The sequence below is a fragment of the Streptomyces sp. NPDC127190 genome, from assembly GCF_042672505.1.
GTDB lineage: Bacteria > Actinomycetota > Actinomycetes > Streptomycetales > Streptomycetaceae > Streptomyces.
On the sequence record NZ_JBHXVE010000001.1, the window covers coordinates 454,052 to 477,959 of the forward strand.

26 protein-coding genes are annotated in these 23,908 nt (G+C 71.3%); 11 read left to right on the forward strand and 15 right to left on the reverse strand.

What is annotated here, in order from left to right; genetic code table 11:
* Window positions 1–229: 229 nt before the first annotated feature.
* Together ACFVIU_RS01980 and ACFVIU_RS01985 are read right to left on the reverse strand one after the other, a co-directional pair.
* On the reverse strand, window positions 230–1,336 hold the full coding sequence (locus ACFVIU_RS01980; protein ID WP_385839975.1) for a hypothetical protein: 1,107 nt from the start codon (window positions 1,334–1,336) through the stop codon (window positions 230–232).
* Window positions 1,337–1,800: 464 nt separating this feature from the next.
* Complete coding sequence (locus ACFVIU_RS01985; RefSeq protein ID WP_385839976.1) at window positions 1,801–2,145, reverse strand: ArsR/SmtB family transcription factor; 345 nt, start codon at window positions 2,143–2,145, stop codon at window positions 1,801–1,803.
* A gap of 174 nt (window positions 2,146–2,319) precedes the next feature.
* Between ACFVIU_RS01985 and ACFVIU_RS01990 the strand changes: the two genes are divergently transcribed.
* Window positions 2,320–3,486 (forward strand): MFS transporter, encoded by a 1,167-nt coding sequence (locus ACFVIU_RS01990; RefSeq protein ID WP_385839977.1) that lies wholly within the window; start codon window positions 2,320–2,322, stop codon window positions 3,484–3,486.
* Between the two features lie 9 nt (window positions 3,487–3,495).
* On the opposite strand, the gene ACFVIU_RS01995 is transcribed toward ACFVIU_RS01990, so the two are convergent.
* Window positions 3,496–4,527 carry a Ku protein gene (locus ACFVIU_RS01995; RefSeq protein WP_385839978.1) on the reverse strand — a complete coding sequence of 344 codons (1,032 nt, stop codon included), beginning with the start codon at window positions 4,525–4,527 and terminating at the stop codon, window positions 3,496–3,498.
* Window positions 4,528–4,577: 50 nt separating this feature from the next.
* Here ACFVIU_RS01995 and ligD point away from each other — a divergent pair, with 50 nt between their 5' ends.
* Window positions 4,578–5,477, forward strand: coding sequence for a non-homologous end-joining DNA ligase (ligD, locus tag ACFVIU_RS02000; RefSeq protein ID WP_385839979.1), 900 nt, complete (start codon window positions 4,578–4,580; stop codon window positions 5,475–5,477).
* A 17-nt stretch (window positions 5,478–5,494) separates the two neighbouring features.
* On the opposite strand, the gene ACFVIU_RS02005 is transcribed toward ligD, so the two are convergent.
* On the reverse strand, window positions 5,495–6,367 hold the full coding sequence (locus tag ACFVIU_RS02005; protein ID WP_385839980.1) for a nuclease-related domain-containing protein: 873 nt from the start codon (window positions 6,365–6,367) through the stop codon (window positions 5,495–5,497).
* Window positions 6,368–6,654: 287 nt separating this feature from the next.
* Between ACFVIU_RS02005 and ACFVIU_RS02010 the strand changes: the two genes are divergently transcribed.
* The 5 genes from ACFVIU_RS02010 (at window position 6,655) to ACFVIU_RS02030 (ending at window position 12,137) form a co-directional block, all read left to right on the forward strand.
* A complete protein-coding gene (locus tag ACFVIU_RS02010; RefSeq protein ID WP_385839982.1) occupies window positions 6,655–7,392 on the forward strand; it encodes a hypothetical protein in 738 nt (245 codons plus the stop codon).
* Window positions 7,392–8,642, forward strand: coding sequence for an ATP-binding protein (locus tag ACFVIU_RS02015; RefSeq protein ID WP_385839983.1), 1,251 nt, complete (start codon window positions 7,392–7,394; stop codon window positions 8,640–8,642). Before ACFVIU_RS02010 ends, ACFVIU_RS02015 begins: the two co-directional genes overlap by 1 nt.
* 216 nt (window positions 8,643–8,858) lie before the next feature.
* Entirely contained in the window at window positions 8,859–9,218 is a 360-nt protein-coding gene (locus ACFVIU_RS02020) for an SH3 domain-containing protein (protein ID WP_385839984.1), read from the forward strand.
* Between the two features lie 64 nt (window positions 9,219–9,282).
* Entirely contained in the window at window positions 9,283–10,644 is a 1,362-nt protein-coding gene (locus ACFVIU_RS02025; protein WP_385839985.1) for an FtsW/RodA/SpoVE family cell cycle protein, read from the forward strand.
* A 35-nt stretch (window positions 10,645–10,679) separates the two neighbouring features.
* The gene (locus tag ACFVIU_RS02030) at window positions 10,680–12,137 is read left to right on the forward strand and encodes a penicillin-binding transpeptidase domain-containing protein (RefSeq protein ID WP_385840316.1); all 1,458 of its coding nucleotides are present in this window, start codon (window positions 10,680–10,682) and stop codon (window positions 12,135–12,137) included.
* A 48-nt stretch (window positions 12,138–12,185) separates the two neighbouring features.
* Here ACFVIU_RS02030 and ACFVIU_RS02035 read toward each other — a convergent pair whose 3' ends face one another.
* Together ACFVIU_RS02035 and ACFVIU_RS02040 are read right to left on the reverse strand one after the other, a co-directional pair.
* Window positions 12,186–13,064 (reverse strand): hypothetical protein, encoded by an 879-nt coding sequence (locus tag ACFVIU_RS02035; protein WP_385840317.1) that lies wholly within the window; start codon window positions 13,062–13,064, stop codon window positions 12,186–12,188.
* 48 nt (window positions 13,065–13,112) lie between these two features.
* Window positions 13,113–14,222, reverse strand: a complete 1,110-nt coding sequence (locus tag ACFVIU_RS02040) for a ferritin-like domain-containing protein (protein WP_385839986.1) — start codon at window positions 14,220–14,222, stop codon at window positions 13,113–13,115.
* Between the two features lie 123 nt (window positions 14,223–14,345).
* Here ACFVIU_RS02040 and ACFVIU_RS02045 point away from each other — a divergent pair, with 123 nt between their 5' ends.
* From ACFVIU_RS02045 to ACFVIU_RS02060, 4 genes are all read left to right on the forward strand, one after another.
* Window positions 14,346–15,284, forward strand: a complete 939-nt coding sequence (locus ACFVIU_RS02045; protein WP_385839987.1) for a diiron oxygenase — start codon at window positions 14,346–14,348, stop codon at window positions 15,282–15,284.
* A 157-nt stretch (window positions 15,285–15,441) separates the two neighbouring features.
* Window positions 15,442–16,089, forward strand: coding sequence for a TetR/AcrR family transcriptional regulator (locus ACFVIU_RS02050; protein ID WP_385839988.1), 648 nt, complete (start codon window positions 15,442–15,444; stop codon window positions 16,087–16,089).
* A gap of 10 nt (window positions 16,090–16,099) precedes the next feature.
* On the forward strand, window positions 16,100–16,390 hold the full coding sequence (locus ACFVIU_RS02055) for a hypothetical protein (protein ID WP_385839989.1): 291 nt from the start codon (window positions 16,100–16,102) through the stop codon (window positions 16,388–16,390).
* A gap of 123 nt (window positions 16,391–16,513) precedes the next feature.
* The gene (locus ACFVIU_RS02060; protein ID WP_385839990.1) at window positions 16,514–17,575 is read left to right on the forward strand and encodes an NlpC/P60 family protein; all 1,062 of its coding nucleotides are present in this window, start codon (window positions 16,514–16,516) and stop codon (window positions 17,573–17,575) included.
* A 112-nt stretch (window positions 17,576–17,687) separates the two neighbouring features.
* Here ACFVIU_RS02060 and ACFVIU_RS02065 read toward each other — a convergent pair whose 3' ends face one another.
* The 9 genes from ACFVIU_RS02065 to ACFVIU_RS02105 form a co-directional block, all read right to left on the reverse strand.
* Window positions 17,688–18,926 carry a tyrosine-type recombinase/integrase gene (locus ACFVIU_RS02065; RefSeq protein WP_385839992.1) on the reverse strand — a complete coding sequence of 413 codons (1,239 nt, stop codon included), beginning with the start codon at window positions 18,924–18,926 and terminating at the stop codon, window positions 17,688–17,690.
* Entirely contained in the window at window positions 18,926–19,162 is a 237-nt protein-coding gene (locus tag ACFVIU_RS02070; protein WP_385839993.1) for a helix-turn-helix transcriptional regulator, read from the reverse strand. The genes ACFVIU_RS02065 and ACFVIU_RS02070 overlap by 1 nt, the downstream gene beginning before the upstream one ends.
* Window positions 19,155–20,501, reverse strand: coding sequence for a replication initiator (locus ACFVIU_RS02075; RefSeq protein WP_385839994.1), 1,347 nt, complete (start codon window positions 20,499–20,501; stop codon window positions 19,155–19,157). Before ACFVIU_RS02075 ends, ACFVIU_RS02070 begins: the two co-directional genes overlap by 8 nt.
* Window positions 20,502–20,609: 108 nt before the next feature.
* Entirely contained in the window at window positions 20,610–20,906 is a 297-nt protein-coding gene (locus ACFVIU_RS02080; protein ID WP_385839996.1) for a SpdD-like protein, read from the reverse strand.
* A 20-nt stretch (window positions 20,907–20,926) separates the two neighbouring features.
* Window positions 20,927–21,082, reverse strand: a complete 156-nt coding sequence (locus ACFVIU_RS02085) for a hypothetical protein (RefSeq protein ID WP_385839997.1) — start codon at window positions 21,080–21,082, stop codon at window positions 20,927–20,929.
* Window positions 21,083–21,096: 14 nt separating this feature from the next.
* On the reverse strand, window positions 21,097–21,276 hold the full coding sequence (locus ACFVIU_RS02090) for a mobile element transfer protein (protein WP_385839999.1): 180 nt from the start codon (window positions 21,274–21,276) through the stop codon (window positions 21,097–21,099).
* A 15-nt stretch (window positions 21,277–21,291) separates the two neighbouring features.
* Entirely contained in the window at window positions 21,292–21,963 is a 672-nt protein-coding gene (locus ACFVIU_RS02095) for a DUF2637 domain-containing protein (RefSeq protein WP_385840000.1), read from the reverse strand.
* An 88-nt stretch (window positions 21,964–22,051) separates the two neighbouring features.
* Entirely contained in the window at window positions 22,052–23,407 is a 1,356-nt protein-coding gene (locus ACFVIU_RS02100) for an FtsK/SpoIIIE domain-containing protein (RefSeq protein WP_385840001.1), read from the reverse strand.
* A 5-nt stretch (window positions 23,408–23,412) separates the two neighbouring features.
* A complete protein-coding gene (locus ACFVIU_RS02105; RefSeq protein ID WP_385840003.1) occupies window positions 23,413–23,760 on the reverse strand; it encodes a hypothetical protein in 348 nt (115 codons plus the stop codon).
* Window positions 23,761–23,908 lie beyond the last annotated feature (148 nt).

Consider the following 23,908-nt stretch of genomic DNA (forward strand, 5'->3'; position numbering starts at 1 on the left):
GTATCGCGCGGGGGGGCCACCCCTCCAAAACAAAAATTTTTGTTTTTTGTGCTGCGGGGCCTACCCCCTCTGCGGGGGGGTCTATCCGCCAACCCCCCCCCCCCCCCTCTCTCATTGCCTCTCGCTGTTCGCGACACCCCTCCGACACGCAGAGCCCCCGGTCGAGTCAGCACGTCCCAGGCTGAAGGGGCCGGCTTGGCCCGCCGCAGAAATCCGGGCCCCGGAGGCGTTACTCATGCGTTCCGTGCGCCTGAGAACCAATTTCCGATTCTAGCTTTGCCATCTCGGGGGCCAACGATCTCCTCCAGGAATTCCACCAATCAGAGGATTCCGAGATGCGGCGAGAATCAACATATTCCACATCTCTTGAAGACGAGCCAAGCCATGGATCGTGCTCGATCTTGCCCGCTCGAAGCAAGACCTGATACGCATTCGGCCAACTAGCAGAATCATCAGGATCAATACGGAGATCACTTACGATCTTACGCAACACCGACTTATTGGACAGCACGCGCTCAATGGACCTGGTACCGGTACCGTGTGCGCCGCCAATACTGACGATAAAGTGCCCCGACCCTCTATCTTCATCTACGAGAATGTTGGGAATTTTCGTGATCAGCAGGTAGTCGGTCTTGAGGAAATCGTCCCCGCGGAGATCTGGGTACCATCGATGATTCTTTTCCCCCTGAATGCTCCAGTTGGGTCGTGCAGTCGGTTCACTTAGCCCCTGCACCCACCGCTTGGCCCTCGCTTTTATTTGCGTGCCATCAAGATTCCAACTGAACGGCAGCGCGGACGCCAGCCCCGTCTTGCGAAGGTAATCCGGACGATCAGGCGTCTCCTGATATCCGAAAACGAGACGAGAAAGCCCTTCAGACGTGGGACTCCCAAGCAGAACTAGGCTATCACCTACGTTTCCCCACAGCTGGTCAACAACCTTCCTCTTCCGGCGTCGTTCGCCGCTTAGCACTGCGTTTAGAGCTGCTGCATTGTCCGGATGGATGGCATCCCCGGTGGGGAAAAGCGGATGCGCAGATTGCTGCCGAAAGTCGGTCTCATGCAACTGCAATGTTCCGATAGTCAACGCCTCCTTGGCTCCTGCAATAAACCTTGCATCGCTTCGGAAGTTTCTGAGTCGTGCACACGCGGGCTTACTCATGACGAGTATAGGACCAAGCGATGTTGCTGCCCATGCCGCGATTTGTAGATCTTCGGCCACCATGACGCGCCCACAATGAGAGGCATCAACGATAGATATTTGGTCTGCTCGATAGAGCTGACAGGTCACTTCGCCACCGGAGGACCATCTGAGTGACTTTTTTACATCTTCCATCATGCGCCGGGAGGTTGTTGAGAGCAACGGCGGCGCGGTTCGGGGCTGGGTACGGTGCGCTAGAGCCGCCCTCTTCTTTCGAGGACCTTCCGATCTTCGCATTGGAAAGGCGAGTCAACACGCTCAGGGGGAGCGCGTACTCCCGCGGTTCTTCCCACACCCGCGCTCGTTGCCGAACACGCGCCCTTCCTCGGCCGTCCCGAAGCTTCTTCAGGTGAGCCTGAAGGACGGCGACCAGGACCGGCGGGATGCCAGCCGGTCGATGGATGCCTCCCATGCCTTCAGGCCCCGGTGGTCGTGGTGTTCCCCGGAGTCGGTCCACTGAACGGAGTTGCCCACTCGGGCACGAACCGCGGGGCGGCGCACGGGTGCCCGTTGCCGTCGGACGACTGGCCGGCCGAGCCGACCCGTGCCGGGATGGTGACGAGCGGGGGCTGGGCCCGGGTGCTGGTGGGGAGATGGCCGGCTCAGGGTTCGGAGGGCGGTGTCCACGATGCCACCAGGTCCAGGAGGCCGGGGAAGCGGGTGTTCAGGTCTGCCGTGCGGACCTGGCTGCGGCGTTCCAGGCCGTACTGGCGCTGGCGGGTGATGCCCGCTTCGCGGAGGGCCTTGAAGTGGTGGGTCAGGGAGGACTTGGGGCGGTCCAGGCCGAACCAGCCGCAGGGGTGGTCGAACTCCTCCGACTCCAGGAGCAGTTTGCGGACGATGCGCAGCCGGAGCGGGTCGCTGAGTGCGCCGAGGACGGTCTCCAGGCGCAGGTCCTCCACGGATGGCTCGGGGAGGGGGGCAGGACGCGGGTGCGGGTCCGGCATGGGCACTTCCTTTCTCCTGTACGAGTTCGATCGTACTACGTGCTAGGTTCGATTGAAGTCGTACTGGTACGGGTTCGGTCGTACTGAGGACTTCCAGGGGAGGAGTGGGTCGTGAGCCAGGTTGGGGTGCGAAGGCGCGGGGTGGGGCTCAGGGCGGGTGGTGGGGAGGTGTCCGTGCGGTGGGTGTGGCTCGCCGCCTGGCCGGTGACCGCCGTGTTCGTGTTGTCCAACACCGCCACGCCGCTGTATGTGCTGTGGCAGCGTCAGATGGGGTTCAGCAAGGGCACGCTGACCGTCGTCTTCGCGTGTTATATCGCCGGGCTGCTGGGTTCGCTGCTGGTGTCCGGCGTCGTGTCCGACCGGTTCGGCCGCAAGCCGGTGCTGCTGCCCGCGCTGGGGCTCGCGCTGGTGGCCTGCCTGGTCTTCGCCACCGCGGGCGGGGTCGGCGCGCTGGTCGTGGCGCGGCTGTGCACCGGGATCGCGGTCGGCGCGGTGGTGTCGGCGGGGATGGCCGCGGTGACGGACGTGGCCGGGCCCGGGCGGCGCCGGCTGGCCGCGCTGCTCGCCTCCTGCGCGATGGTGTTCGGGGCGGGCACCGGGCCCCTGCTCGCGGGGGTGCTGTCCGAGGCCCTGCCCGCGCCCACGGTCACCGTGTTCGTGGTGGAGGCGGTGTTGCTGGTCACGGCGGGGGTGGTGGTCGTACGGATGCCGGTAGGGCGGCCGGACAGGGGCGGCAGCGGGGCCTGGGTGCGGGTGCCGGGTGTGCCCCGGGGTGTGGGGTGGCGGCTGGCCGTGGGCATCGCCGTGTTCGCGCCCGGGATCACCGCGACGTCGTTCGTGCTGTCGCTCGGCCCCTCGCTGCTGGCGGGGCTGCTCGGGACCGGTAGCCGCGTGGTGTCGGGGGCGCTGGCGTTCGTGATGTTCCTCGGTGCGACGGGGGTGCAGTTCGCGGTACGGCGGCTGCGGCGGCCGGCGATTCTGGCCGGCGGGGCGGGGGCCACCGCGCTCGGCATGCTGCTGCTGGTCGTCGCCGTGCGGTGGGGCTCGGTGACGGCGCTGGCGGGGGCGGTGCTGCTGGCCGGGGCGGGGCAGGGGATGGGGCAGTTGGGCGGGCTGTCGCTGTTGAACGCCGCGGTGCCGGTGGAGCGGCTCGCCGAGGCCAACGCGGCGTTCAACATCGGGGGGTATCTGCCGGCCGGGGTGCTGCCTGTGTCCGTGGGGTATCTGAGTGATGCGGTGGGGCTGGGTACGGGGGCGACGGTGTTCGGGGTCGCTCTGGGGGTGGTCGCCGTGGGTGGGGGTGCGCTCGCGGCCGTGGTGGGGCGGCGCTTCGAGGAGTGAGGGCCGCCGTCAGGCCGGGCGTTTGCGGGAGGTCGTTTTCTTCGCAGCCGCCGTCGTCTTCTTCCCCGACGAGGACGACGAGGTCGAGGCGGACTTGGCCGCCGTCTTCTTCTTCGTCCCCTCCGTCGCCTTGGACGTCGACTTCCGCGCCGCGGCCGTCTTCTTGGCCGGGGCCGCCTTCGTCGACTTCTTGCCCTCGGTCTCCTTCGGCGTGGTCCGGCCTCGCGGCAGGGGTCTGACCTCCGCCTCCCCCGCCGGCTGCGCACCCCGCGACTCGCGGGCCGCGCGGACGCTGTTCTCCAGGGCCGCCATCAGGTCGAGCACCTTGCCGCCGGCGGGCGGGGCCGGCGCCTCGGGCGGCGCCTCGCCGGAGGCCTTCGCCGCGATGACCTCCTCCAGCGCTTCCCGGTACTCGTCGTGCAGGTCCTTCAGGTCGACCTCGCCGAGGGTGTCCATCAGGGCGTCGGCGAGGTCCAGTTCCTTGTCGCGGATGCTGACGTCGGCGTCGGGGGCGACCCCCTCGGGGGCGCGGACCTCGTCCGGCCACAGCAGGCCGTGCATGGCGATGGCGTCGCCGACGACCCGGAGCATGCCGAGGCGTTCCCGGCCGCGCAGCGCGTACTTGGCGATGGCGACCTTGTTGCTGCGCTTGAGCGCCTCGCGCAGCAGGGTGTACGGCTTCGCCGCCGGGACGCCGCTGGCCGCCAGGTAGTAGGCCGCGTCCATCTGGAGCGGGTCGATCCGGTCGGCCGGCACGAAGGCCACGATCTCGATCGTGCGGGCCGTGGGGATGGGCAGGTGGGAGAGGTCCTCGTCGGTGATCGGGATCATCGTGCCGTCGGCGTCCTCGTACGCCTTGCCGATCTCCGACTGGGTGACCTCGCGCTCCTCCAGTTCGCAGACCTTGCGATAGCGGATCCGGCCGTTGTCCTCGGTGTGGATCTGGCGGAAGGAGATCGAGTGACTCTCGGTCGCGTTCACCAGCTTGATCGGGATGCTGACGAGCCCGAAGGAGATCGCACCGTTCCATATGGATCGCACGTGCCACACCCTTCCACCGTTTTCACCGCTTTGTCTGGGATTGTCATCCTATGACGCCTATCACAGAGGTGGAGGGGCACCGGGTCGCGCTCAGCAATCTGGAGAAGGTGCTGTACCCGGAGACCGGTTTCACCAAGGCGGAGCTGGTGCACTACTACGCAACCACCGCCGACGTGCTGCTCCCGCATCTGCGGGACCGCGCCGTGTCGTTCCTGCGGTATCCGGACGGCCCGGACGGGCAGCTGTTCTTCACCAAGAACGTGCCGCCCGGTACACCCGAGTGGGTCACCACCGCCGAGGTGCCGCGGTCCTCGGCGGACAGCCCGGCCCGGATGGTGGTGATCCAGGATCTGGCCAGTCTGGTCTGGGCGGCGAACCTGGTCACCGAGTTCCACACCCATCAGTGGCGGGTGCAGACCCCACAGGAGGCCGACCGGCTGGTCTTCGACCTCGACCCGGGTGCGCCCGCGACCGTCGTGCACTGCTGCGAGGTCGCCCTGTGGCTGCGCGAGCGGCTCGCGGCGGACGGGATCGAGGCGTACCCGAAGACGGCCGGTTCGAAGGGGCTGCATCTGCTGGCCGCCGTACGGGGCTCGTCCTCGGAGCAGGCCAGCGAGTACGCCAAGGCGCTCGCGGTGGAGGCCGAGCGGGCGATGCCGCGGCTGGTGGTGCACCGGATGACCAAGAGCCTGCGGCCGGGGAAGGTGTTCGTGGACTGGAGCCAGAACGCGGCCCGCAAGACCACGGCCACGCCGTACACCCTGCGCGCCCGCCGGGCCCCGCTGGTGTCGGCGCCGGTGACCTGGGAGGAGGTCGCCGAGTGCCGCAGCCCCGGCCGGCTGGAGTTCCGGGCGGAGGACATCGCCCCGCGTCTTCAGGACCTGGGCGATCTGATGTCACCGCTGGTGGACGGGGCGAACGCGGCCGACCTTCCCACCCGGGACGGATAGCAGCCACAAGGCCCCGCCTACACCCTCCCCCACGTCCTGCGGTCCCGCGCCATCGCGTGCAGCGCCTCCACGTCCCCCGGCTTCAGCACCCCGCCGGTCCGCGCCAGACCCGTCAGCTCCTCGTCGCGGAGGATGCGCACGCCCCTCGGCCGGGCGGTGACCGTGACCTCGGTGGGGCCCACCAGGGCCAGCAGCGGATGGACCTCGGCAGTCAGGGCGTACGCGGCGCGGTCGGCGTCGGCGCGCAGCCGGCGCAGCAGCGGCTCGGGCTCGCGGCGGCCCACGGTGACCATGAGGTCGGCGATCAGGACCCGGCTTCTGCGGGCGTACAGGGCGTGTACGGCGTACAGGCCGCCGGGGCCGATGACCAGGTGGTGGATGCGGTCGCCGCCGGGCAGCGGTATCGAGTGCACGGTGTGCCAGCCCGCGCCCTCCAGCCCGTCCAGCGTCTCGCCGACGGCCTGCTCGGCCAGCAGTGCGCGCCGGCGCGGGTCCGGGCGGAGCCTGCGGACGGGACCGCCGTGGCCCGGGCCGTGACCGAGACCGTGCCCCAGGCCATGAGCCCGGCCGCGGCCGTGACCGGATTCGCGGTCGAGGGCGACCAGCAGGGCCTCGCCGGGGCGATTGGGGGCGAGGTCGTCGTCCGGGTGCAGGGTCAGCCGGGCGAGTTCCGCGGGGGTGGGGACCGGGGGCGGGCCGACGGTCACCGGGCCGGTCAGAAACGGCTTCAGTGCCTCGAGCACGTCCTGATGGCCGTCCTCGCCGGGCAGAAGCACGCTGACCCGGCCGGTCTCACGGTCGTACCAGGCGACGCTGGATCCGTCCGGGCGGCAGACGTACAGCCGTTCCCGGCCGTGCCGAAAGGCCGGCACCACGCGCAGTCCGCTCATGCGCCATCACCCCTCGACCATGGGAACAGGCAGGGTGGTCCGGGGGCAAGACCGGTTGGGCCGACTGCGGTTGCCGTGGAGGCCGGCCGGCCGTGTCCCGTCCGGCGGGCCGCACAACGAGCTGTTCGTGGCGTACCCGCGCGCCTGGCCGGGCACCGTACGGCTGCTGGAGAAGTCGGCCGAGTAGCCTCTCTCCCAGCACCACCCCGGGTGAACAAAACGGACTTTACGCCTTTACGACTTAGGGTGTGGTGGATGACGACCGCCCCGTCGCCCTCAGGAGCCCCGTGTCTGCCCGTCGCCCTCTGCGCACCGCCCGTACCGCGGTCGCCGTCGCACTGCTCGCGGCGACGGCGGCGGCCTGCGGCGACAGCGGCGGGCTCCAGGCCGCCGGTCCGACCCAGACGGCCATCAGTCCCGCCAAGCTCTGGCCCGACCTGCGGCCGGCGTCCAGCCCCGCCTTTCCGTACTCCGTGGCGACCCGGGAGACCGTCAAGGGTGTGACCGTGCCCGGTGACGACATCCGCAAGGTCGATCCGGTGGACGTGGTGGACGCCGAGGTGAAGGCGCATCCGGACGACTACGGGTCGAAGGGGGCGTACCACGCGACGGTGGACCGGCTGAAGGAGTGCCGGCCGGGCGGGCGGCGGGCGCGCTGTCCGCTGCTGCCGGCGTACTACCGGGACCTGACCGGCGACGGCCGGCCCGACATGACGCTCGGCTTCCGGCTGTACCCGACGAACCAGACGGCCGTACGGGTCTACACGGTCGAGAAGCACCGGCTGGTGCAGGTCCTGGCCGACAACGACGCGATCATCGGCGTGGAGCTGGCCGGACGCGCGCTGATCGAGCGCTCGCCGGCCGACATCTCCGGGTACGAGTACCGCACCACCTGGGTGTGGGACCCGGAGCAGCGCGCGATGGTGTTCTCCCGGGACGAGTATCTGCACACCGGGGACGGCCGCCGCACCCGGAAGCCCTCGCCGAGCCCGGTGCCGTCCGTCTCGCCGTCGGCGGGCGCGTGATGAGGGTCGCGCTGCCCCAGTGGGCCGGGACGCTCGCCGTGAAGGCGGCGCTGTTCATCACGGTGATGTGCTGTGCGCTGGCCGCGCTGCTGGGCGTCCTGGTGCATGTCTCGGTGACCAACCAGACCGTGGGCCAGGCCCGCAAGCTGGCGCTGTCCCGGCTGGCCGACGCGACCCAGGCGTACGAGGCCGGGGACACGCTGCTGCCGGGCGCCGGGGTGGACCCGGAGGGGCTGCCCGCGCCGCTGCGGACGCTGGCGGCGGCCGGGGAGCGCGGCACGATGGTCTCCGCGCATCTGGGCCGGCCCACCATGTGGGCGGCGGGGCCGGTGGCCGGGCACCGGGCGCTCGCCGTGGAGGTCGACTACTCCCAGCAGGCCCGTACGATCGCCGGCCTCGACACCTCGATCCTGTGGTCCTCGGGGCTCGCCATCGGGGCGACCGTGCTGGTCGGGGTGTTCGCGGTGAGCCGGGTGACCCGCCGGCTGCACGGCACCGCCCGGGTGGCCCGGCGGATCAGCGCGGGCGATCTGGACGCGCGGGTGAACGACCCGCGGACCAAGGACGCGAGCCAGCCGCCGGACGAGGTGGCCGCCGTCGCGGCCGCCCTGGACACCATGGCCTCCACGCTCCAGAGCAAGCTGCTGAGCGAGCAGCGGTTCACCGCGGACGTCGCCCATGAGCTGCGCACCCCGCTGACCGGGCTGCACGCGGCGGCGGAGCTGCTGCCGCCGGGCCGGCCGACGGAGCTGGTGCGGGACCGGGTGGCGGCGCTGCGCACGCTCACCGAGGACCTGCTGGAGATCTCCCGGCTGGACACCGGCCGGGAGAGGCTGGAGGTGGACACCGAGGAACTGGGGGCGCTGGCGCAGCGGGTGGTACGCGCCTCGGGCACCCGTACGGAGGTGCGGATCCTCCGGGACGCGCGGGTGGAGACCGACCGGCGACGGCTGGAGCGGGTGCTGGGGAACCTGGTGGCCAACGCGCACAAGCACGGGGCCGCGCCGGTGGTGCTGACGGTGGACGGGCCGGTGGTGACCGTGCGGGACCACGGGGGCGGCTATCCGGAGTACCTCGTCGCGCACGGGCCGCAGCGGTTCCGTACGGAGGGCGGCGCCACCGGGCACGGGCTGGGGCTGACCATCGCGCTGGGGCAGGCGGAGGTGCTGGGGGCGAGGCTGTCGTTCGCCAACGCGGTGGACGGCGGGGCGGTCGCCACGCTGCGGCTGCCCGACTCCCCGCACCCTTAAGGGACCGATGCCCGTAGGGGCCGATGCCCCCGCGCCCCTGAGCCGCCGATGTCCCCGCGCCCCTGAGGGACCGGTGCCCGCAGGGACCGATGCCCCGCGCCTCTAAGGGACCGAGTGTCCGCGCGCCCCTAAGGGACTAATGCGCAGGGCACCCGCAGGCGGCCGATCCTAATGTGGCGGTTAGTCAGGATCCGTCCGCCTCCCGGAGGTGCCCCCATGTCCCTGCGTTCCGTCCTTTCCCGTGGGCTCGCCATAGTCACCGCCGCCGGAACCCTGGCCTGTACCGTCGCGGCCGTGCCCGCCCTCGCGGACGAGGACGACGGCGGCGGGAGGGATCCGCGCTTCTCCCAGGGTGTCGTCACCGCCGAGGAGGGCATGTGGCTGCGGGACCGGCCGGACCGGGGCAGCCGGCGGGTGCGGTTCGTCGACGAGGGCGAGCGGGTGTCGGTCTTCTGCGAGACGCGCGGGCGGCCCGTGCACGGCAACCCGGTGTGGTACCTGCTGACGGACGGCACCTGGGCCTGGGGCACGGCGCGGTACATCGACATCATCGGGCCCCTGCCACGCCGGTGCTGACGCGCCGACGGACACTGCCGGGGGACAACACCCGCCAGACCTCCCCTTTGGGTAGGTTCCGGGCATGACGAACGCCGGAACCACCCTGGCGGCGGCCCAGGCTCCCGCACCCGCCGTACGCCTCCCCCGGCGCCGTGGCATGGAACTCGCCCTGATCGTGCTGGCCGTCCTGCTGTCGGTGTCCGGCTACTGCGCGGTGGGCCTGGCCAGGGCCGGTACGGTGCCGCCGGGCGCCGTCGGCTACGGGGCCGGGCTCGGGGTGCTCGCCCTGTTCGCGCATCTCGCCGTCCGGATCCGGGCGCCGTACGCCGACCCGCTGCTGCTGCCGATCGCGGTGCTGCTCAACGGCCTCGGCCTGGTCCTCATCTACCGGCTGGACCTGGAGACGCCGAGCGACCGGGCGGCCCCCGCCCAACTGGTGTGGTCCACGCTGGGAGTCGGCCTGTTCATCCTCGTCGTACTGATGCTGCGCGACCACCGGATGCTCCAGCGGTACGCGTACGTGTGCGTGGTCGCCGCGCTGGCGCTGCTCGCGCTGCCGATCCTCTTCCCGGCGGTCAACGGGGCCCGGATCTGGATCCGGATCGCCGGGTTCTCCATCCAGCCGGGCGAGTTCGCGAAGGTGCTGCTCGCGGTGTTCTTCGCCGCCTACCTGGCCGCCAACCGCAACGCGCTCGCGTACACCGGCCGCCGGGTGTGGCGGTTGCAGTTCCCGACCGGGCGGGTGCTCGGGCCGATCCTGACGATCTGGCTGATGAGCGTCGGCGTGCTGGTCCTGGAGCGCGACCTCGGCACCTCGCTGCTGTTCTTCGGGCTGTTCGTGGTGCTGCTGTACGTCGCCACCGGGCGCACCGGCTGGATCGCGGTCGGGCTGCTGCTCGCCGTGCTGGGCGCGGTGGCCGTGGGGCGGCTGGAGCCGCATGTGAACCAGCGGATCGAGGACTGGTTGCACCCGTTCGCCACCATCGAGGCGGGGCAGGGGCCGAACCAGCTGTCCCAGTCGCTGTTCGCGTTCGCCGCCGGCGGGGTCCTGGGCACCGGGCTCGGGCTCGGCCACTCGATCCTCATCGGGTTCGCCACCAAGTCGGACTTCATCCTGGCGACGGCCGGGGAGGAGCTGGGCCTCACCGGCCTGGCCGCGATCATCCTGCTCTACGCGCTGCTGGTGGAGCGCGGCTACCGGGCGGGCCTCGCGCTGCGCGAGCCGTTCGGGCGGCTGCTCGCGGTCGGGCTCGCCTCGATCCTGGCGCTCCAGGTGTTCGTGATCGCGGGCGGGGTGACTGGGCTGATCCCGCTCACCGGCATGGCGATGCCGTTCCTCGCCCAGGGCGGCTCCTCGGTGGTGACCAACTGGGCGATCGTGGCGCTGCTGATCCGGGTGAGCCATTCGGCGCGCAGCCAGTACGACGGGCGGGAGGCGCGGTGACCGAGTACGGCGGCCTCGGCGAGGGCGGCCGGCCGATGGGCCGGTACATCCGGCACGCCTGCGCGTTCTGCGCGCTGCTGCTGGCGGCCCTGCTGGTCAACGCGGCCCGGGTGCAGGTCGTCCAGTCCGGCGCCTACGACGACAACCCGGCCAACCGGCGTACCACGATCGCCCGTTACGGCCAGCCGCGCGGGAACATCCTGGTCGACGGCGAGCCGGTCACCGGGTCGGTGGACACCGGCGAGCAGCTGCGCTACGAACGCACCTACCGCGACGGCCCGCTGTACGCACCGGTGACCGGCTTCGCCTCGCAGATGTACGGCACCACGTTCCTGGAGCACGCGGCGGACGGGGTGCTGTCGGGCACCGATCCGGTGCTGTCGCCGCTGCCGCTGTGGCGGGACGCGACCCGGCGGCCGAACCCCGGCGGCGACGTGGTGACGACGCTGGACGGGGCGGCCCAGGAGGCGGCGTACCGGGGGCTGGCCGGGCGCAAGGGCGCGGTGGCCGCCATCGAGCCGGCCACCGGCCGCATCCTGGCGCTGGTGACGAGCCCGTCGTACGACCCGGCGCTGCTGTCCGGCAACGGCGAGGCGGTGGCGTCGGCGTGGGCGCGGCTCAACCACGACCCGGAGAAGCCGATGCTCAACCGGGCGGTACGGCAGACCTATCCGCCGGGGTCGACGTTCAAGGTGGTCACCGCGGCCGCGGCGCTGGACTCGGGGGTGGTCACCGACCTGGACGCGCCCACCGACTCCCCCGACCCCTACCGGCTGCCCGGCACCACCACCCGGCTGACCAACGAGGGCGACGGCTGTGCGGACGCCTCGCTGCGGATGGCGTTCGAGTGGTCCTGCAACACGGTGTTCGCCAAGCTCGGCGTGGACGTGGGCGTGGCGGACATGGCGGAGACGACGCGGGCGTTCGGCTTCAACGACCCCGCGCTGCGCATCCCGTTCGGCGTCTCACCCAGCACCTTCGACACCCATGTCGACCGGGCGCAGCTGGCGCTGTCCTCGATCGGGCAGTACAACACCCGGGCCACACCGCTCCAGATGGCGATGGTGGCGGCGGCCGTCGCCGACGGCGGCCGGTTGCGCCGGCCGTACCTGATCGAGCGGACCACCCGCCGGGGCGGTGAGACGGTGGCCGGGAGCGGGGCGCATCCGGCGCGGCAGGTGATGCGGCCGGACACGGCGGCCCGGCTGAAGGAGCTGATGACCGACGTGGTCGAGGAGGGCACCGGCACCCGGGCGGGCATCCCGGGCGCCCTGGTCGGCGGCAAGACCGGCACCGCCCAGCACGGGGTGGGCAACTCCGGTGTGCCGTACGCCTGGTTCGTGTCCTGGGCGCAGTCGGAGGATGCCCTGGAGCCGGAGGTGGCGGTCGCGGTGGTGGTGGAGGACGCGTCGGCGGACCGGGGCGAGATCAGCGGGGGCGGGGACGCGGCGCCGATCGCCCGGGACGTGATGCGGGCGGTCCTCGCCCGGTGAGCGCCGCCCGGGGAGTCCTTCGAGAGGCCCTGGGGAGGCGCCCGGAGGTCAGCCGAGCGGCCGGAGCATCTCGGAGCGGACCGTGACGGTGTGCCGCGCGGCGGCGGCGAGATCGACGTCCGCGGCGTGGGTCGTCGCCATGTCGACCTCGGCCACCACGGCCGCGGTGTTGCCGTCCGCCCAGGAACAGACCGGGTAGGTGAGGGTCGCCAGGGCGCCCTTCTGGGTCAGCACCTCACAGCTGATGGTGGTGGCCGCGCCGGGCGGGGTGACGTCCTTCGGCGGCTGGTCCAGGGTCACGCCGTCGGCCTGGGTGGCGCCCTTGAGCATGCGGCTGCGGACGTCGTCCTGGTTCTTGAACCGGCCGTACATGGACGAGACGAGCAGCATGCCCTTGGTGTCGTCGCCGCCCGGGCTGTAGCGGCCGGTGACGGCGTGGATGTCCTTGGCGTCCCAGGCGCCGTCGGCCTCCTCCTCCACCTTCTTGCCCTCGGTGCCGGACAGGTCCTGGGCGAGGGTGTACTTACCGTCGAGGAGGGTGTGCGGAAGCACCAGCTTGTTCTTCGCCTCGGGGAAGCCGCCCTCGGCCGCCGTCCCGAGCAGTATCAGCCCCACCACACCGGCGGTGACGACACCGCCCACGATCCCGAGCACCAGCCCGACCCGCCGCTTCTTCGGCGGCGGCCCCATGGGCGGCACGCCCCAGCCGGGGTACTGCTGCTGGGGCGGGTAGGGCTGACCCGGATACGGCTGCTGTTGCGGGTAGGGCTGTGCCTGGGGGTAGGCCTGTGCCGGAGGGTAGGGCTGTGCCTGGGGGTACGGGGAGCCGTACGGCCCGGCGGGTCCCTGCGGGGGCTGGGAGCCGTAGGGGTAGGGCTGTTGGGGCTGCTGGGGGCCGTACGGGGAAGGGTGCGACGGCGGAGGCATGGACACGCCAGCACGCTACTGCACGGGGCGGACGGCCCCTCGGCCGCCTCAGCCCTCGTCCGCTCCGGCCTCGATCGCCCCCGTCACCTCGGCCACCCGCTCCTGCTCCTCGGCCGCGAAGCGTTCCGCGTCCAGCCGGTCGGCCAGCTCCTCGTCCTGGGCCATCAGCAGGTCCAGGCTGGAGTCGCCCAGTTCCAGGACGCCCATGTCGACGTAGGCCTGCTGGAGCCGCTTGCCCCACAGGCCGATGTCCTTGACGCAGGGCACGATGCGGCTGAACAGCAGCTTACGGAAGAGCTGGAGGTACTCGGAGCGCTCGCTCAGCGCCTCGGCCTCCGCCCTGGGTATGCCGAAGTTCTCCAGCACCTCCACCCCGCGCAGCCGGTCCCGCATCAGATAGCAGCCCTCGATGACGAACTCCTCGCGCTCGCGCAGCTCGGCGTCGGTCAGCTGCTGGTAGTAGTCGCGCAGCGCCATCCGCCCGAAGGCCACGTGCCGGGCCTCGTCCTGCATGACGTAGGTGAGGATCTGCTTGGGCAGCGGCTTCTTGGTGGTGTCCCGGATCATGCCGAAGGCGGCGAGGGCGAGTCCCTCGATGAGGACCTGCATACCGAGGTAGGGCATGTCCCAGCGGCTATCCCGCAGGGTGTCGCCGAGCAGCGACTGGAGGTTGTCGTTGATCGGGTAGACCAGCCCGATCTTCTCGTGCAGGAACCGGCTGTATATCTCGGCGTGCCGGGCCTCGTCCATGGTCTGGGTCGCGGAGTAGAACTTGGCGTCCATGTCGGGCACCGACTCCACGATCCGGGCGGCGCAGATCATCGCGCCCTGCTCGCCGTGCAGGAACTGGCTGAACTGCCAGGAGGCGTAGTGCCGGCGCAGCTCGCCCCTGTCCTTCGCGTTGAGCTTGTCCCAGTACGGCGTCCCGTACAGCGACATCGCCTCCTCGGGCGTGCCGAGCGCGTCGTGCGGGTCGACCTCCAGGTCCCAGTCGATACGGGTCTGCCCGTCCCACTGCTTGTCCTTGCCCTTCTGGTACAGGGCGAGCAGTCGGTCACGGCCGTCGTCGTACTCCCAGCTGAAGCGGGCCGCGCCGGTCGCGGGCACCTGCCAGGGAGAGTCACCGGGCGCGTTGGCGTAGAGGTCATGGGTCGGCATACCTCGCAGGCTCACACGTAGACGCCGAGTCAACAAGTCCGGTGCAGGGGATTGACGGTCTTGCTGACAGGCAGTCTCATAAGAGGCTGACGACGTACCCCCGGGTAACGAGGTGAGGGAGCCATGACGACCCTGACGGAAGCGGACGCGCTGGACGGCCTGCGCGACGCGCTCGGCCTGCTCAAGGACCGGGAGCAGGTGGCCGAGCGGCTGCTCGCCTCCTCCGCCAAGCACTCCTTCGACCCGGACAGGGAGCTGGACTGGGACGCGCCCTTCGAGGAGGGCAAGTGGTTCTGGCCGCCGGAGCTGGTGTCGCTGTACGACACGCCGCTGTGGAAGCGGATGAGCGAGGAGCAGCGCATCCTGCTCTCCCAGCACGAGGCGGCCGCGCTGGCCTCGCTCGGCATCTGGTTCGAGATCATCCTCATGCAGCTGCTCGTCCGGCACATCTACGACAAGGCGGCAACGAGCGCGCACGTCCGCTACGCGCTCACCGAGATCGAGGACGAGTGCCGGCACTCGAAGATGTTCGCCCGGCTGATCTCGCACGGCGGCACCCCCTGGTACCCGGTCAGCAGGGCCCACCAGAACCTCGGCCGCGTCTTCAAGACCATCTCCACCACCCCCGGCTCCTTCACCGCGACGCTGCTCGGTGAGGAGGTGCTGGACTGGATGCAGCGGCTGACCTTCCCGGACGAGCGGGTCCAGCCGCTGATACGGGGCGTCACCCGCATCCACGTCGTCGAGGAGGCCCGGCACGTCCGGTACGCCCGCGAGGAGCTGCGCCGCCAGATGCTGACCGCGCCGAGGTGGTCGCAGGAGTTCACCCGGGTCACCTCGGGCGAGTTCGCCCGGGTGTTCTCCGTGGCGTTCGTGAACCCGGACGTCTACACGAACGTGGGACTGGACAAGCGGGAGGCGATGGCCCAGGTGAAGGCGAGCGCCCACCGCCGCGAGGTCATGCAGACCGGCGCGAAGCGGCTGACCGACTTCCTGGACGACATCGGCGTCCTGCGCGGAGTGGGCCGCCGCCTGTGGAGGTCATCGGGACTACTGGCATAAGCGCCCCGAAGGGGCGCGGGGCTCTGTCCGACATGCGGTTCCGCCGCGACGGGGGTGCCCCCTGTTCGAGCGAAGCCGAGAACTCGGGGGAGCGACCAGCCCCAACGCACCCGCAGACAAAAACGGCCGAAGCAGCGCAGCGATTAGGCTGCTGAGCATGACCCCGGCCACCCCCGCCTACCGCCGCCTCACCGTCGAAGCCCGGCGCAGCCAACTGCTCACCTCGGCTCTCACCCTCTTCGCGCACCGCGCCCCCGAGGACGTGTCGCTGGACGACGTGGCGGAGGCGGCCGGGGTCTCGCGTCCGCTGGTGTACCGGTACTTCCCCGGCGGCAAGCAGCAGCTGTACGAGGCCGCGCTCCGCTCCGCCGCCGAGGAACTCCAGCACTGCTTCGACGAACCCCGCGAGGGCCCGCTGCTGGCCCGGCTGTGCCGCACCCTGGACCGCTACCTGGCCTTCGTCGACGAGCACGACGCCGGCTTCAGCGCGCTGCTCCAGGGCGGCAGCGTGGTGGAGACCTCGCGGACCACGGCCATCGTGGACGGGGTGCGCCGGGCGGCGGCGGAGCACATCTTCCGCCATCTCGGCGTCACCGCCCCCGGCCCCCGGCTGCGGATGACCGTACGGACCTGGATCACGGCCGTGGAGGCGGCCTCGCTGATCTGGCTGGACGAGGAGAAGCAGCCCCCGGTGCAGGAGCTGCGCGACTGGCTGGTGGAGCAGTTCACCGCCATGCTCGCGGTCACCGCCGGCCGGGACGAGCAGACGGCAGGCCTGGTCGGCGCGCTCGCCGCGGAAGGCTGACACTGGAGCCGTGAAGAGCCAGGACACCCCCTTCGAGGGCGGCCCGATGGACGGGCGCGTGCTGCCCGTGCTGGTCGGCCCGACCGGGCACCCCCCGAAGACGTACCGCATCCCCGTCCCCGACCCCGCGGGCGGCCCGCCCGCCGTGTACGTCTACCGCAGGGTGCCGCGTGGGTACAGCAAGCGGCTGGGGCTGATCCAGGGGTGGAAGTACGCGTACGACCCCGAGGACAGGTCGGGCGGCAAGCTCCGGTGGCCCTGGTCGAAGCCGGAGGGCCCCGAGGAGCGGCCGAACGGGTGACAGGGTTGCGCCGTCCGCGCAGGCTCGGCGCGCGCCCCGCACCGATTCATCCGATAATCGCGGTGCCATGGGAGGCGAACAGCCCGCTCGCCGGGATTCCCTCCCCGCACCCGAGGTGATGTCGTGTCAGGAAGGCTTGTCCGCCTGGCCTGTACGGCCGCGGTGGCGGCCCAGGCCGCCCTCGCCCCCGCGGCGCCGGCCGCGGCCGTACCGGAACCGGAACCCCGACAGCCGTCCGTCTCCCGCCTCCTGACGGACCTTCAGCAGCTCTACCAGCAGGCCGAGCAGGCCACCGAGACCTACAACGGGACCACGGAGAAGCTGGCGGCGCAGCGCGCCGAGGTGTCCCGGCTGGACGGTGAACTGGCCCGCGCCCGGCTCGCCCTGCGGGACAGCCAGGGGGACGCCGGGCGGCTGGCACGTCAGCAGTACCAGTCCGGCGACGGACTCGGACCGTACGTCCGCCTGCTGCTCGCCCCGGACCCGCAGCACGCGCTGGACGAGGGCCATGTCATCGGCGAACTGGCGCGGGAACGGGCCCGGACGGTGGCCCGGCTGGCCGGGACGGAGAAGCGGCAGGACGTCCTGGCCCGGGCGGCCCGCAAGGCGCTGGACGCCCAGCTGTCTCTCGCCGACCGGCAGCGCAAGCAGCGCGACGAGGTCCGGGGCAGGCTGGCCGACGTGGAACGCATGCTGGCCTCGCTCACCCCGGACCAGCTGGCCGCCGTCGCCCGGCTGGAACAGCAGGGGGTCACCGAGGCCCAGCAGCGGCTGACCACCTCGGGCGCCCTGCCGGCCGACCGCCCCGCCTCCGCGGAGGGCGGCCGCGCGGTCCGCTACGCCATGGACCAGCTCGGCAAGCCGTACGAGTGGGGCGCCGAGGGCCCCGGGGCCTACGACTGCTCGGGCCTGACCTCCGAGGCGTGGTCGCACGCGGGCACCCCGATCCCCCGCACCAGTCAGGAGCAGTGGCAGCGGCTGCGCAGGGTCCCGTTGCGCGAACTGCGCCCGGGTGACCTGGTGGTGTACTTCCCGCAGGCGACCCATGTGGCGCTGTACGTCGGGGGCGGGAAGGTCGTCCAGGCTCCCCGGCCCGGCGCCAGGGTGCAGGTGTCCCCGCTGGCGTCGTACCCGGTCCTGGGAGCCGTGCGTCCGGACGGCGGTCAGGCCACCGAGGCCAGGTAGGCGGCCGTCTTCTCCGGGTCGGAGAAGCAAGCTGACGGCCCCGCAAGGCATCTACCAGCGGTTTCCACCGAACTGGTCAGCCTTAACGGGGCCGTGGGCCGTCTGTGGGCCGTCAGACGGGACGTTGGGACTCGGCGTAGACCGTCGCGATTGCCGTCCGGGTTCGCTCCTGGCTACTCGGCATGAGGTGTGCGTAGATCCGCAGCGTCAGGGCGGCGTTGCTGTGCCCGAGGTACTCGCTGACCGCCTTGATGCTCTCCCCGCCGTCCAGGAGCGCGGACGCGTAAAAGTGCCTCAGCGCATGCATGCCATGCTCGCGAGCCGCCGCGTAACCAGCGGCCTTGGTCTCCGGCTCTGGGATGACGCCGGCCGCGACGAGTGCAGGCTTCCACGCCTCCTCGTTCAGGGATGTACGCCACACATGGTTACCCCCGGGTGCCATGAAGATGAGCCGCCGGGTCACCTTCGGACCGTCCGGTGTCTTCCAAGGCAACGTGATCTCGACCGGCGGGAACTGCTTCATGTGGGCCCTGAGGGCGTCAGCCACGGGACCGGGAAGCGGCACGTCCCTGGTCTTGCCGCCCTTGGGCAGTGCGAACACCGGCTTGCTCCTGCTGAGCTTGAGCTGCTGCACCACGTGCAGCGTGTCGGAGTCGAAGTCGATCGCATCCACGGCGATTCCCAGGATCTCCCCCTGGCGCATGCCGCAACCGGCTCCCAGGTCGACCATGGCTCGGTACCGTTCCGGCATGGCTGCCTGTACGGCGAACACCCGCTCAGCCGACCAGGGAACCACGCGCTTGGGCTCAAGCGCCGGCGGCTTCACGGATCGAGCGGAGACCGGGTTGCGGCTCAGGTATCCGTCGTCAACAGCGGCGCTCAGGGCCGCTCGCACGTTGGCGTAGATGATCCGTCCGTACGAACCGGGCACCCTGGCTTCCAGTGCTGCCACCCACTCTCGGATGTGCTCCGGCTTGAACGATCCGAGCGGGCGCGTCCCGATGTACGGGAAGGCATGGAGCCGCAGTTGGGAATTCATGGACTCGATCGTGTTCGGGTCTGCCCCAAGGGTCGTGAGCCACTTCTCGGTGTACTCCTGGAAGGTCACCTTGGCCGCACCGGGGTCGACGTAGTGACCGGTCGCCATGTCCGCTTCGATGCGGTCCAGCCACCGCTCAGCCTCCCGCTTCTTGCGATCGGGGAAGCTCTTGGACTTCTCGGTGCCGTCAGGCCCGATGTACCTGGCGCGGTAGCGCATGCCGGTGCCGTAGCGCTCGGTCTTGCCCCTGACGGGCTTGCCGTCCGGTCCGGGCTCGGTCTTGTACCAGCGGTCCTGGACGTGGCCGGCCATCAGGCAGCCTCTCCGAGCTGGGAGTCCACCCAGGCCCGCACGTCGCGCGGGTCGAAGCGGAGGTGTCGGCCGACGCGGAAGCCGCGGGGACCGGTGTGCTTCCGGCGCCACTGGTAGACCGTCTCGACGCTGGGAAGCTCGAACATCTCCACCAGGTCGTCAGGGGTCAGGAACCGCGAGGGCAGGGCGCGCGGTGCGGCAGTCACTTCCACAGAGACACGGCGTCGGTCAGCCATGCGTGGGGTCTCCTTCCGTGCTGAGCGCGGGTTCGCGGGAGGGCGCGAGCCAGGCTTCGGCGTCGGTGAGGCCAATGCCGGCGAAGCGCCAGTGGGAGATGACCAGGACGGTGTCCGGGTCCGGCAGCGGGTGGCCCGCTGCCGCCGCTCGGGCGCGGGCGAGGGCTTCGTTGTGGTCGGCGCGCTCTTGGCGGAGGGTGCCGAGGGTGACCGAGTAGGCGCGGGACTTGGTGGAGAAGTGGCCCCGGAAGCCGAGCATGTGGGCCCACTTGCGCAGCCGTAGGGGTTCGAGTTCGGGGAGCGCGCCGAGGTGCCAGCAGGTGAGGATCATCCGCCGGGCGTGGTCGGTGACGCCGGAGCCGATGAGGTCCGTGATCGGGTTGCGGACGGGGCAGTCCAGCGTGCCGGCGGTCTCGGCGCCCTTGGTGGCGTACTTGGCGATGTACGCGGCCACGGCCCGGCTGGACAGCTCGGAGCTGCCCGCGAAGTCGGCCGAGCGGATGGGGCGGATGTCGAGCTGGGTGCCGAAGCGGAAGGCGTACTCCCGGCCGTCGAGGACCGGGCCCGGTGTCTCGGCGAGGCGGGCTGCGGAGCGGATCGCGTCGGTGAGGAGTTCGGTGGTGGCCCAGGCGGGCGGAGCGGACTCGGCGCCGTCCGGGCCGTCGAGGCGGATGACGGCGTGGAAGTGGACGGCGCCGCGCCGCTGGTACTCGGCGACCTTGGCGTACGAGACCTTGAGGCAGTCGCGCAGCGCGGAGCGGGTGATGCCCGCGCGGGCGGCGAGCTGTTGGCGCAGGTAGGTGGTGAAGCGCCCCCAGAGGGCCCCGGCGTGGGCGTTCCAGAGGACGGCCGCGCGGTAGTCGTAGCGCTCCGGGTCGAGCGGTGTGCCGAGGGCGGGGTCGTCCTGGGGGTGGGAGCGTCCGCAGCGGCAGCGCCCGGCGGTGGGGCGGTTGTGGACCGGGCCGAAGGACGGGGCGGTGAAGGTGGCGAAGACCCGGGGGTGCCGGGCGACGGTCGGGCTGATGCCCTTGCCTCCGCTCAGGCCGGCCGTGACGAGGTGGAAGGTGTCCTTGCGGTAGACCTCGGCGCAGGCGGCGCAGCGGCTGGCCCGGCGGTTGTTGCAGCGGATGAGGAGCTGCCCGGCGGGAAGGTCGCGGTCGCCGATCTCCCGGACGATCTCGCCAGTGGTGGCGTGGACGTCCAGCCGGTGGCCTTCCATTCGTACGGGCCGCTCGCAGCCGCCGAGGCGCTGGATCTGCCGGGCGTAGGCGCCGAGGTCGCCGTATCGGGCGAGCGTTGCCAGGTGGCGGATGGCCCCGAGCGGAGCCGGGTTGGGCATGTGCGGCTTCCTCCTTACGGAATCGGGTGGGGGCCGCCCGCCCGGCGCCTACCTGTCGAGGGGGCTAGACAGCATGGGGTGGCCGGGCGGGCAGGGCTGGGCGCGGGATCAGCGGCGGGTCAGCAGGGAGCGGACGACGACGGCGCACACGGCGACCGAGACGGCGGTGACGGCGACCGCCAGGAGCATCGAGACGAGGACGGCGCCGACGACCAGGACCACGGCGGTGCCGCCGCCGATGAGGGTGAGGGCGGTGGAGGGGGTGAGCTGGACCGCCGGGCGGGACTGCGCCGGGACGACGGGGGCCGGCGGGGCGGCCGGGGTGATGGTGCTCGGCTCCACGACGGCGGGCGGGGTGATCAGGCCGGTCGGCTGAGGCATGGTCGGGATCTTCGGCCGGAGCATGGGCGTTCCCCTTTCGCGGGTTACTTGACCAGGGAGTTGATGGCGGGGGCGAGCAGGCTGTGCGCGAGGAGGTAGCCGCCGAGAAGCAGTACGGCGACGAGCCACCCGGGCGGGCGGATGAGCTTGACGCCCAGGACCCCGACGCAGAGGAGGGCGAACCAGAGAGGGACCTGCATGCGGTGGACTCCTGTCAGGCGGAGCAGCGGTGGGTCCGGGCGGCCAGTTCGGCGGCGGCGCGGGAGTCGTACTCGGCGGAGAAGTCGCAGCGGGGCGCGGTGCAGGCGGCCAGGTGCCGGTGCTTGCCCCGGTCGATGTACGAGGCGACGTTCACGGGGCCGATGCGGCGGAGGTTGCGGAAATTGCGGGGCACGGTGGTGCTCCTCTCTCAGAGGTGGGCCGCGACGGCGGCGGTCATGGACGGGGGCAGGCCGAGCCGGGCGCGTACGGCGTCGGGGTCGGCGGGGCGGCCGGTGGTCGAGCGGTGTTCGTCGGCCAGGGCGCGGACGCGGTCGATGAGGGCGGGCGGGAGCGCGGCGACGGGAACAGGCGCCGAGGCCTCTGGTGTCTCCGGTGCCTGGACGGTGTGGGCGGATGTGGCGGGCATCGAGTCCAGTTCGGGGGCGGAGACGACGAGCTGTTCCTCGTACGGCTCGGCCGGGACGGCCGTGGGCGTTTCCTGGCCGCGCGGCGCATGGGCCAGGAGCGTGCCGCCGAAGAACGCGATGGCCGGCCAGCCCGCGACGACGACGCGGAGCGCGGCCGGGACGTGGTCGAGGTCGAGGAGCCCGGCGGTGGCGACGTTGGCGCCAAGGGAAGCGGTCAGGGCAACGAGGAACCACAGCCGCGGACTCCTCGCCGCCTGTCCACCTCCCTCCACCTGCCGCAGCCGACGCCAGGCAGCGACCAGGAGCAGGTCGACGCTGACGGGGTAGGCCCACGCCTTCCAGCCGCCCTGTCCAGCCGCCGCAGCGAGGTCGTGCAGGTGGGAGAAGGAAAGGGCCCCCGCGATGACGGCCTGGACGATCACGGCGTCCACGCGGACCAGGTGGGCACGCATCGGCTCCGGTTCCTTCCTGTTTCGGGCATGGGAGGGGTAGGGACATGGCGCGGGACGGCCGCGCCGACCGGGAAAGAAGGGGAATTAGCTACTCGGCCAGTTGGTGAGCAGCGGTCGCGGAGGACAGTTCGACGGAGAGTCCGGCGATGATCGGCCGGAAGGCGTCGAGCCGAGGCAGTTCCGGGACCAGGGCGGAGGTGTCGCGGCAGACGGCCGCCGCCTCGACGAGGGTGAGATGGGGCGAGCGGACGCGGCACCAGCCGCCGGTGGTGTCACCGACGACCGCGATGCCGGGCCGCTCGGCCGCAATGGACGTGGCAGCCAGCGCCGCCTCAGGGGAGATGTCGGCCAGCGCCATGTTGGCCGAGGCTTCGTCGTTGACCCGGTGGCAGACGCGGCCGGACAGCTGAGCGCGCAGCATGGTGGCGCCCTTACCGAGTTCGGCGCCGAAGCGCTGTCCGCACACCTCCAGGTAGATGCCGGCCGCGCGACCGAGCTGGGCGAGGCGCACGAGCTTGGTGACCATGGCGTCCCGCCGCTTCTCGTCGTCCTTGTTGGCCGCGAGGAAGAGTTCCGCGACCTCGTCCACGACGACCACGACCGGCACCGGCCGCACTGCCTCCGGCAGCCCCCACACGTCCGAGGTGAGGACGGCGTCCGGGCCGGGGAGCCCGCTGCACCCGATGAGCCGGAACCGCTCCTCCATCTCCTTCAGCAACACGTCGAGGAGTTCGTTGGCCCGGTCCGGGGTGTCGGCGAGCGCGGACAACCGGGGTGCGAAGGGCGCCAGTTCGACGCCCCACTTGCAGTCGATGCCAACGAGGACGACCGGTTGCCGGGCCAGGCCGCAGAGCAGATTGCGCAGGTATACGGACTTGCCGGACTGCGTCGCACCGAGGATCAGCTCGTGCGGCATGGCGCGGAAGTCCCGGACGTGCCACTTGCCGTCCTCCCGCAGCGCCAACCGCAGACGAAGTAGACCGGCGTCGAAGCGGCGCCGGGAGGGCCGTACGTCGGCGAGCACGTCCCAGCCGACCAGCCGCAGTTCGAGCCACCCCGGCTTCATGGGACGGACGTAGACGGCGTGGGCTCCCCAGGCGTGCCGAAGCCGATCGGCCGAGGCGGCGAAGTCCTCGGGCGCCTGCCCGGCCGCCATTCGCAGCCGCATCACGAGACCGGACCCGGTCGGCAGCGGAAAGGTGCGCCGAGGAGGTACGGGGGCCGCCTGCCGACCGACCATGCGGGCGGTGGCCCGGCGGATGGCCGAGGCCGGCACCGTCAGGCCGCACGCGTCCATCGTCGCCCGGTACGAGACGAGCACCCGCAGCGCGACCGCCGGATACCCGATGAGCCACCAGAAGACCACCGGTACACGACGGCGCACCACCAGCAGCACGACCACGGTCAGCAGGACCGGCAGCATCACGCGGACGACTTCGGTCATGGCGATCAACCCTGCGCCGCGACCGGCGCGTTGACCATGACGGCGTCGGCCCGGTAGGCGATGCCGTGACGGGTGCGCCCGCCGAACTCGTTCTCCCAGGGACGGGCCACCAGGCCCGACATGATGACCGGGGCGCCCATGACCAGCCCCTCACCGATGCCCTGTTCCGGGACGGTGACCTTGATCATGTCCGAGCCGCCAGCCGCGATGAACACCAACTCCAGCGTCATCAGCCGCTGGTTGGTCACGGGGTCCACGGCGATCTCACCGGTCTGCCGGTCCTTCACCTTGACCTCGGGCAGCTTGGTGACGAGAAGCGTTGCGGCCGAGGTGTCGACGGGGATGACTCGCATTTCGGTACCTCACGGAGTTGTCGAGCGCCGTTCGGCGATCAGCGGCACTCGGAGACTGGATACCCCCCTAGACAGCACAGGGAGGCGACCACCCCAACTGTCTAGGGGGGTCGACAGTAAAGTAGCCGACGCCCCATCAACTGTCTAG

Coding starts and splice junctions, on each gene's coding strand:
- ACFVIU_RS02050 (WP_385839988.1), top strand. CDS start 15,442: ATGACCCCGGCCACCCCCGCCTACCGCCGCCTCACCGTCGAAGCCCGG.
- ACFVIU_RS02075 (WP_385839994.1), bottom strand. CDS start 20,501: ATGCCCAACCCGGCTCCGCTCGGGGCCATCCGCCACCTGGCAACGCTC.
- ACFVIU_RS02040 (WP_385839986.1), bottom strand. CDS start 14,222: ATGCCGACCCATGACCTCTACGCCAACGCGCCCGGTGACTCTCCCTGG.
- ACFVIU_RS02045 (WP_385839987.1), top strand. CDS start 14,346: ATGACGACCCTGACGGAAGCGGACGCGCTGGACGGCCTGCGCGACGCG.
- ACFVIU_RS02005 (WP_385839980.1), bottom strand. CDS start 6,367: ATGAGCGGACTGCGCGTGGTGCCGGCCTTTCGGCACGGCCGGGAACGG.
- ACFVIU_RS02035 (WP_385840317.1), bottom strand. CDS start 13,064: ATGCCTCCGCCGTCGCACCCTTCCCCGTACGGCCCCCAGCAGCCCCAA.
- ACFVIU_RS01985 (WP_385839976.1), bottom strand. CDS start 2,145: ATGCCGGACCCGCACCCGCGTCCTGCCCCCCTCCCCGAGCCATCCGTG.
- ACFVIU_RS02080 (WP_385839996.1), bottom strand. CDS start 20,906: ATGCTCCGGCCGAAGATCCCGACCATGCCTCAGCCGACCGGCCTGATC.
- ACFVIU_RS02105 (WP_385840003.1), bottom strand. CDS start 23,760: ATGCGAGTCATCCCCGTCGACACCTCGGCCGCAACGCTTCTCGTCACC.
- ACFVIU_RS02015 (WP_385839983.1), top strand. CDS start 7,392: ATGAGGGTCGCGCTGCCCCAGTGGGCCGGGACGCTCGCCGTGAAGGCG.
- ligD (WP_385839979.1), top strand. CDS start 4,578: ATGACGCCTATCACAGAGGTGGAGGGGCACCGGGTCGCGCTCAGCAAT.
- ACFVIU_RS02100 (WP_385840001.1), bottom strand. CDS start 23,407: ATGACCGAAGTCGTCCGCGTGATGCTGCCGGTCCTGCTGACCGTGGTC.
- ACFVIU_RS01980 (WP_385839975.1), bottom strand. CDS start 1,336: ATGATGGAAGATGTAAAAAAGTCACTCAGATGGTCCTCCGGTGGCGAA.
- ACFVIU_RS02095 (WP_385840000.1), bottom strand. CDS start 21,963: ATGCGTGCCCACCTGGTCCGCGTGGACGCCGTGATCGTCCAGGCCGTC.
- ACFVIU_RS02025 (WP_385839985.1), top strand. CDS start 9,283: ATGACGAACGCCGGAACCACCCTGGCGGCGGCCCAGGCTCCCGCACCC.
- ACFVIU_RS02070 (WP_385839993.1), bottom strand. CDS start 19,162: ATGGCTGACCGACGCCGTGTCTCTGTGGAAGTGACTGCCGCACCGCGC.
- ACFVIU_RS02020 (WP_385839984.1), top strand. CDS start 8,859: ATGTCCCTGCGTTCCGTCCTTTCCCGTGGGCTCGCCATAGTCACCGCC.
- ACFVIU_RS02065 (WP_385839992.1), bottom strand. CDS start 18,926: ATGGCCGGCCACGTCCAGGACCGCTGGTACAAGACCGAGCCCGGACCG.
- ACFVIU_RS02030 (WP_385840316.1), top strand. CDS start 10,680: ATGGGCCGGTACATCCGGCACGCCTGCGCGTTCTGCGCGCTGCTGCTG.
- ACFVIU_RS02085 (WP_385839997.1), bottom strand. CDS start 21,082: ATGCAGGTCCCTCTCTGGTTCGCCCTCCTCTGCGTCGGGGTCCTGGGC.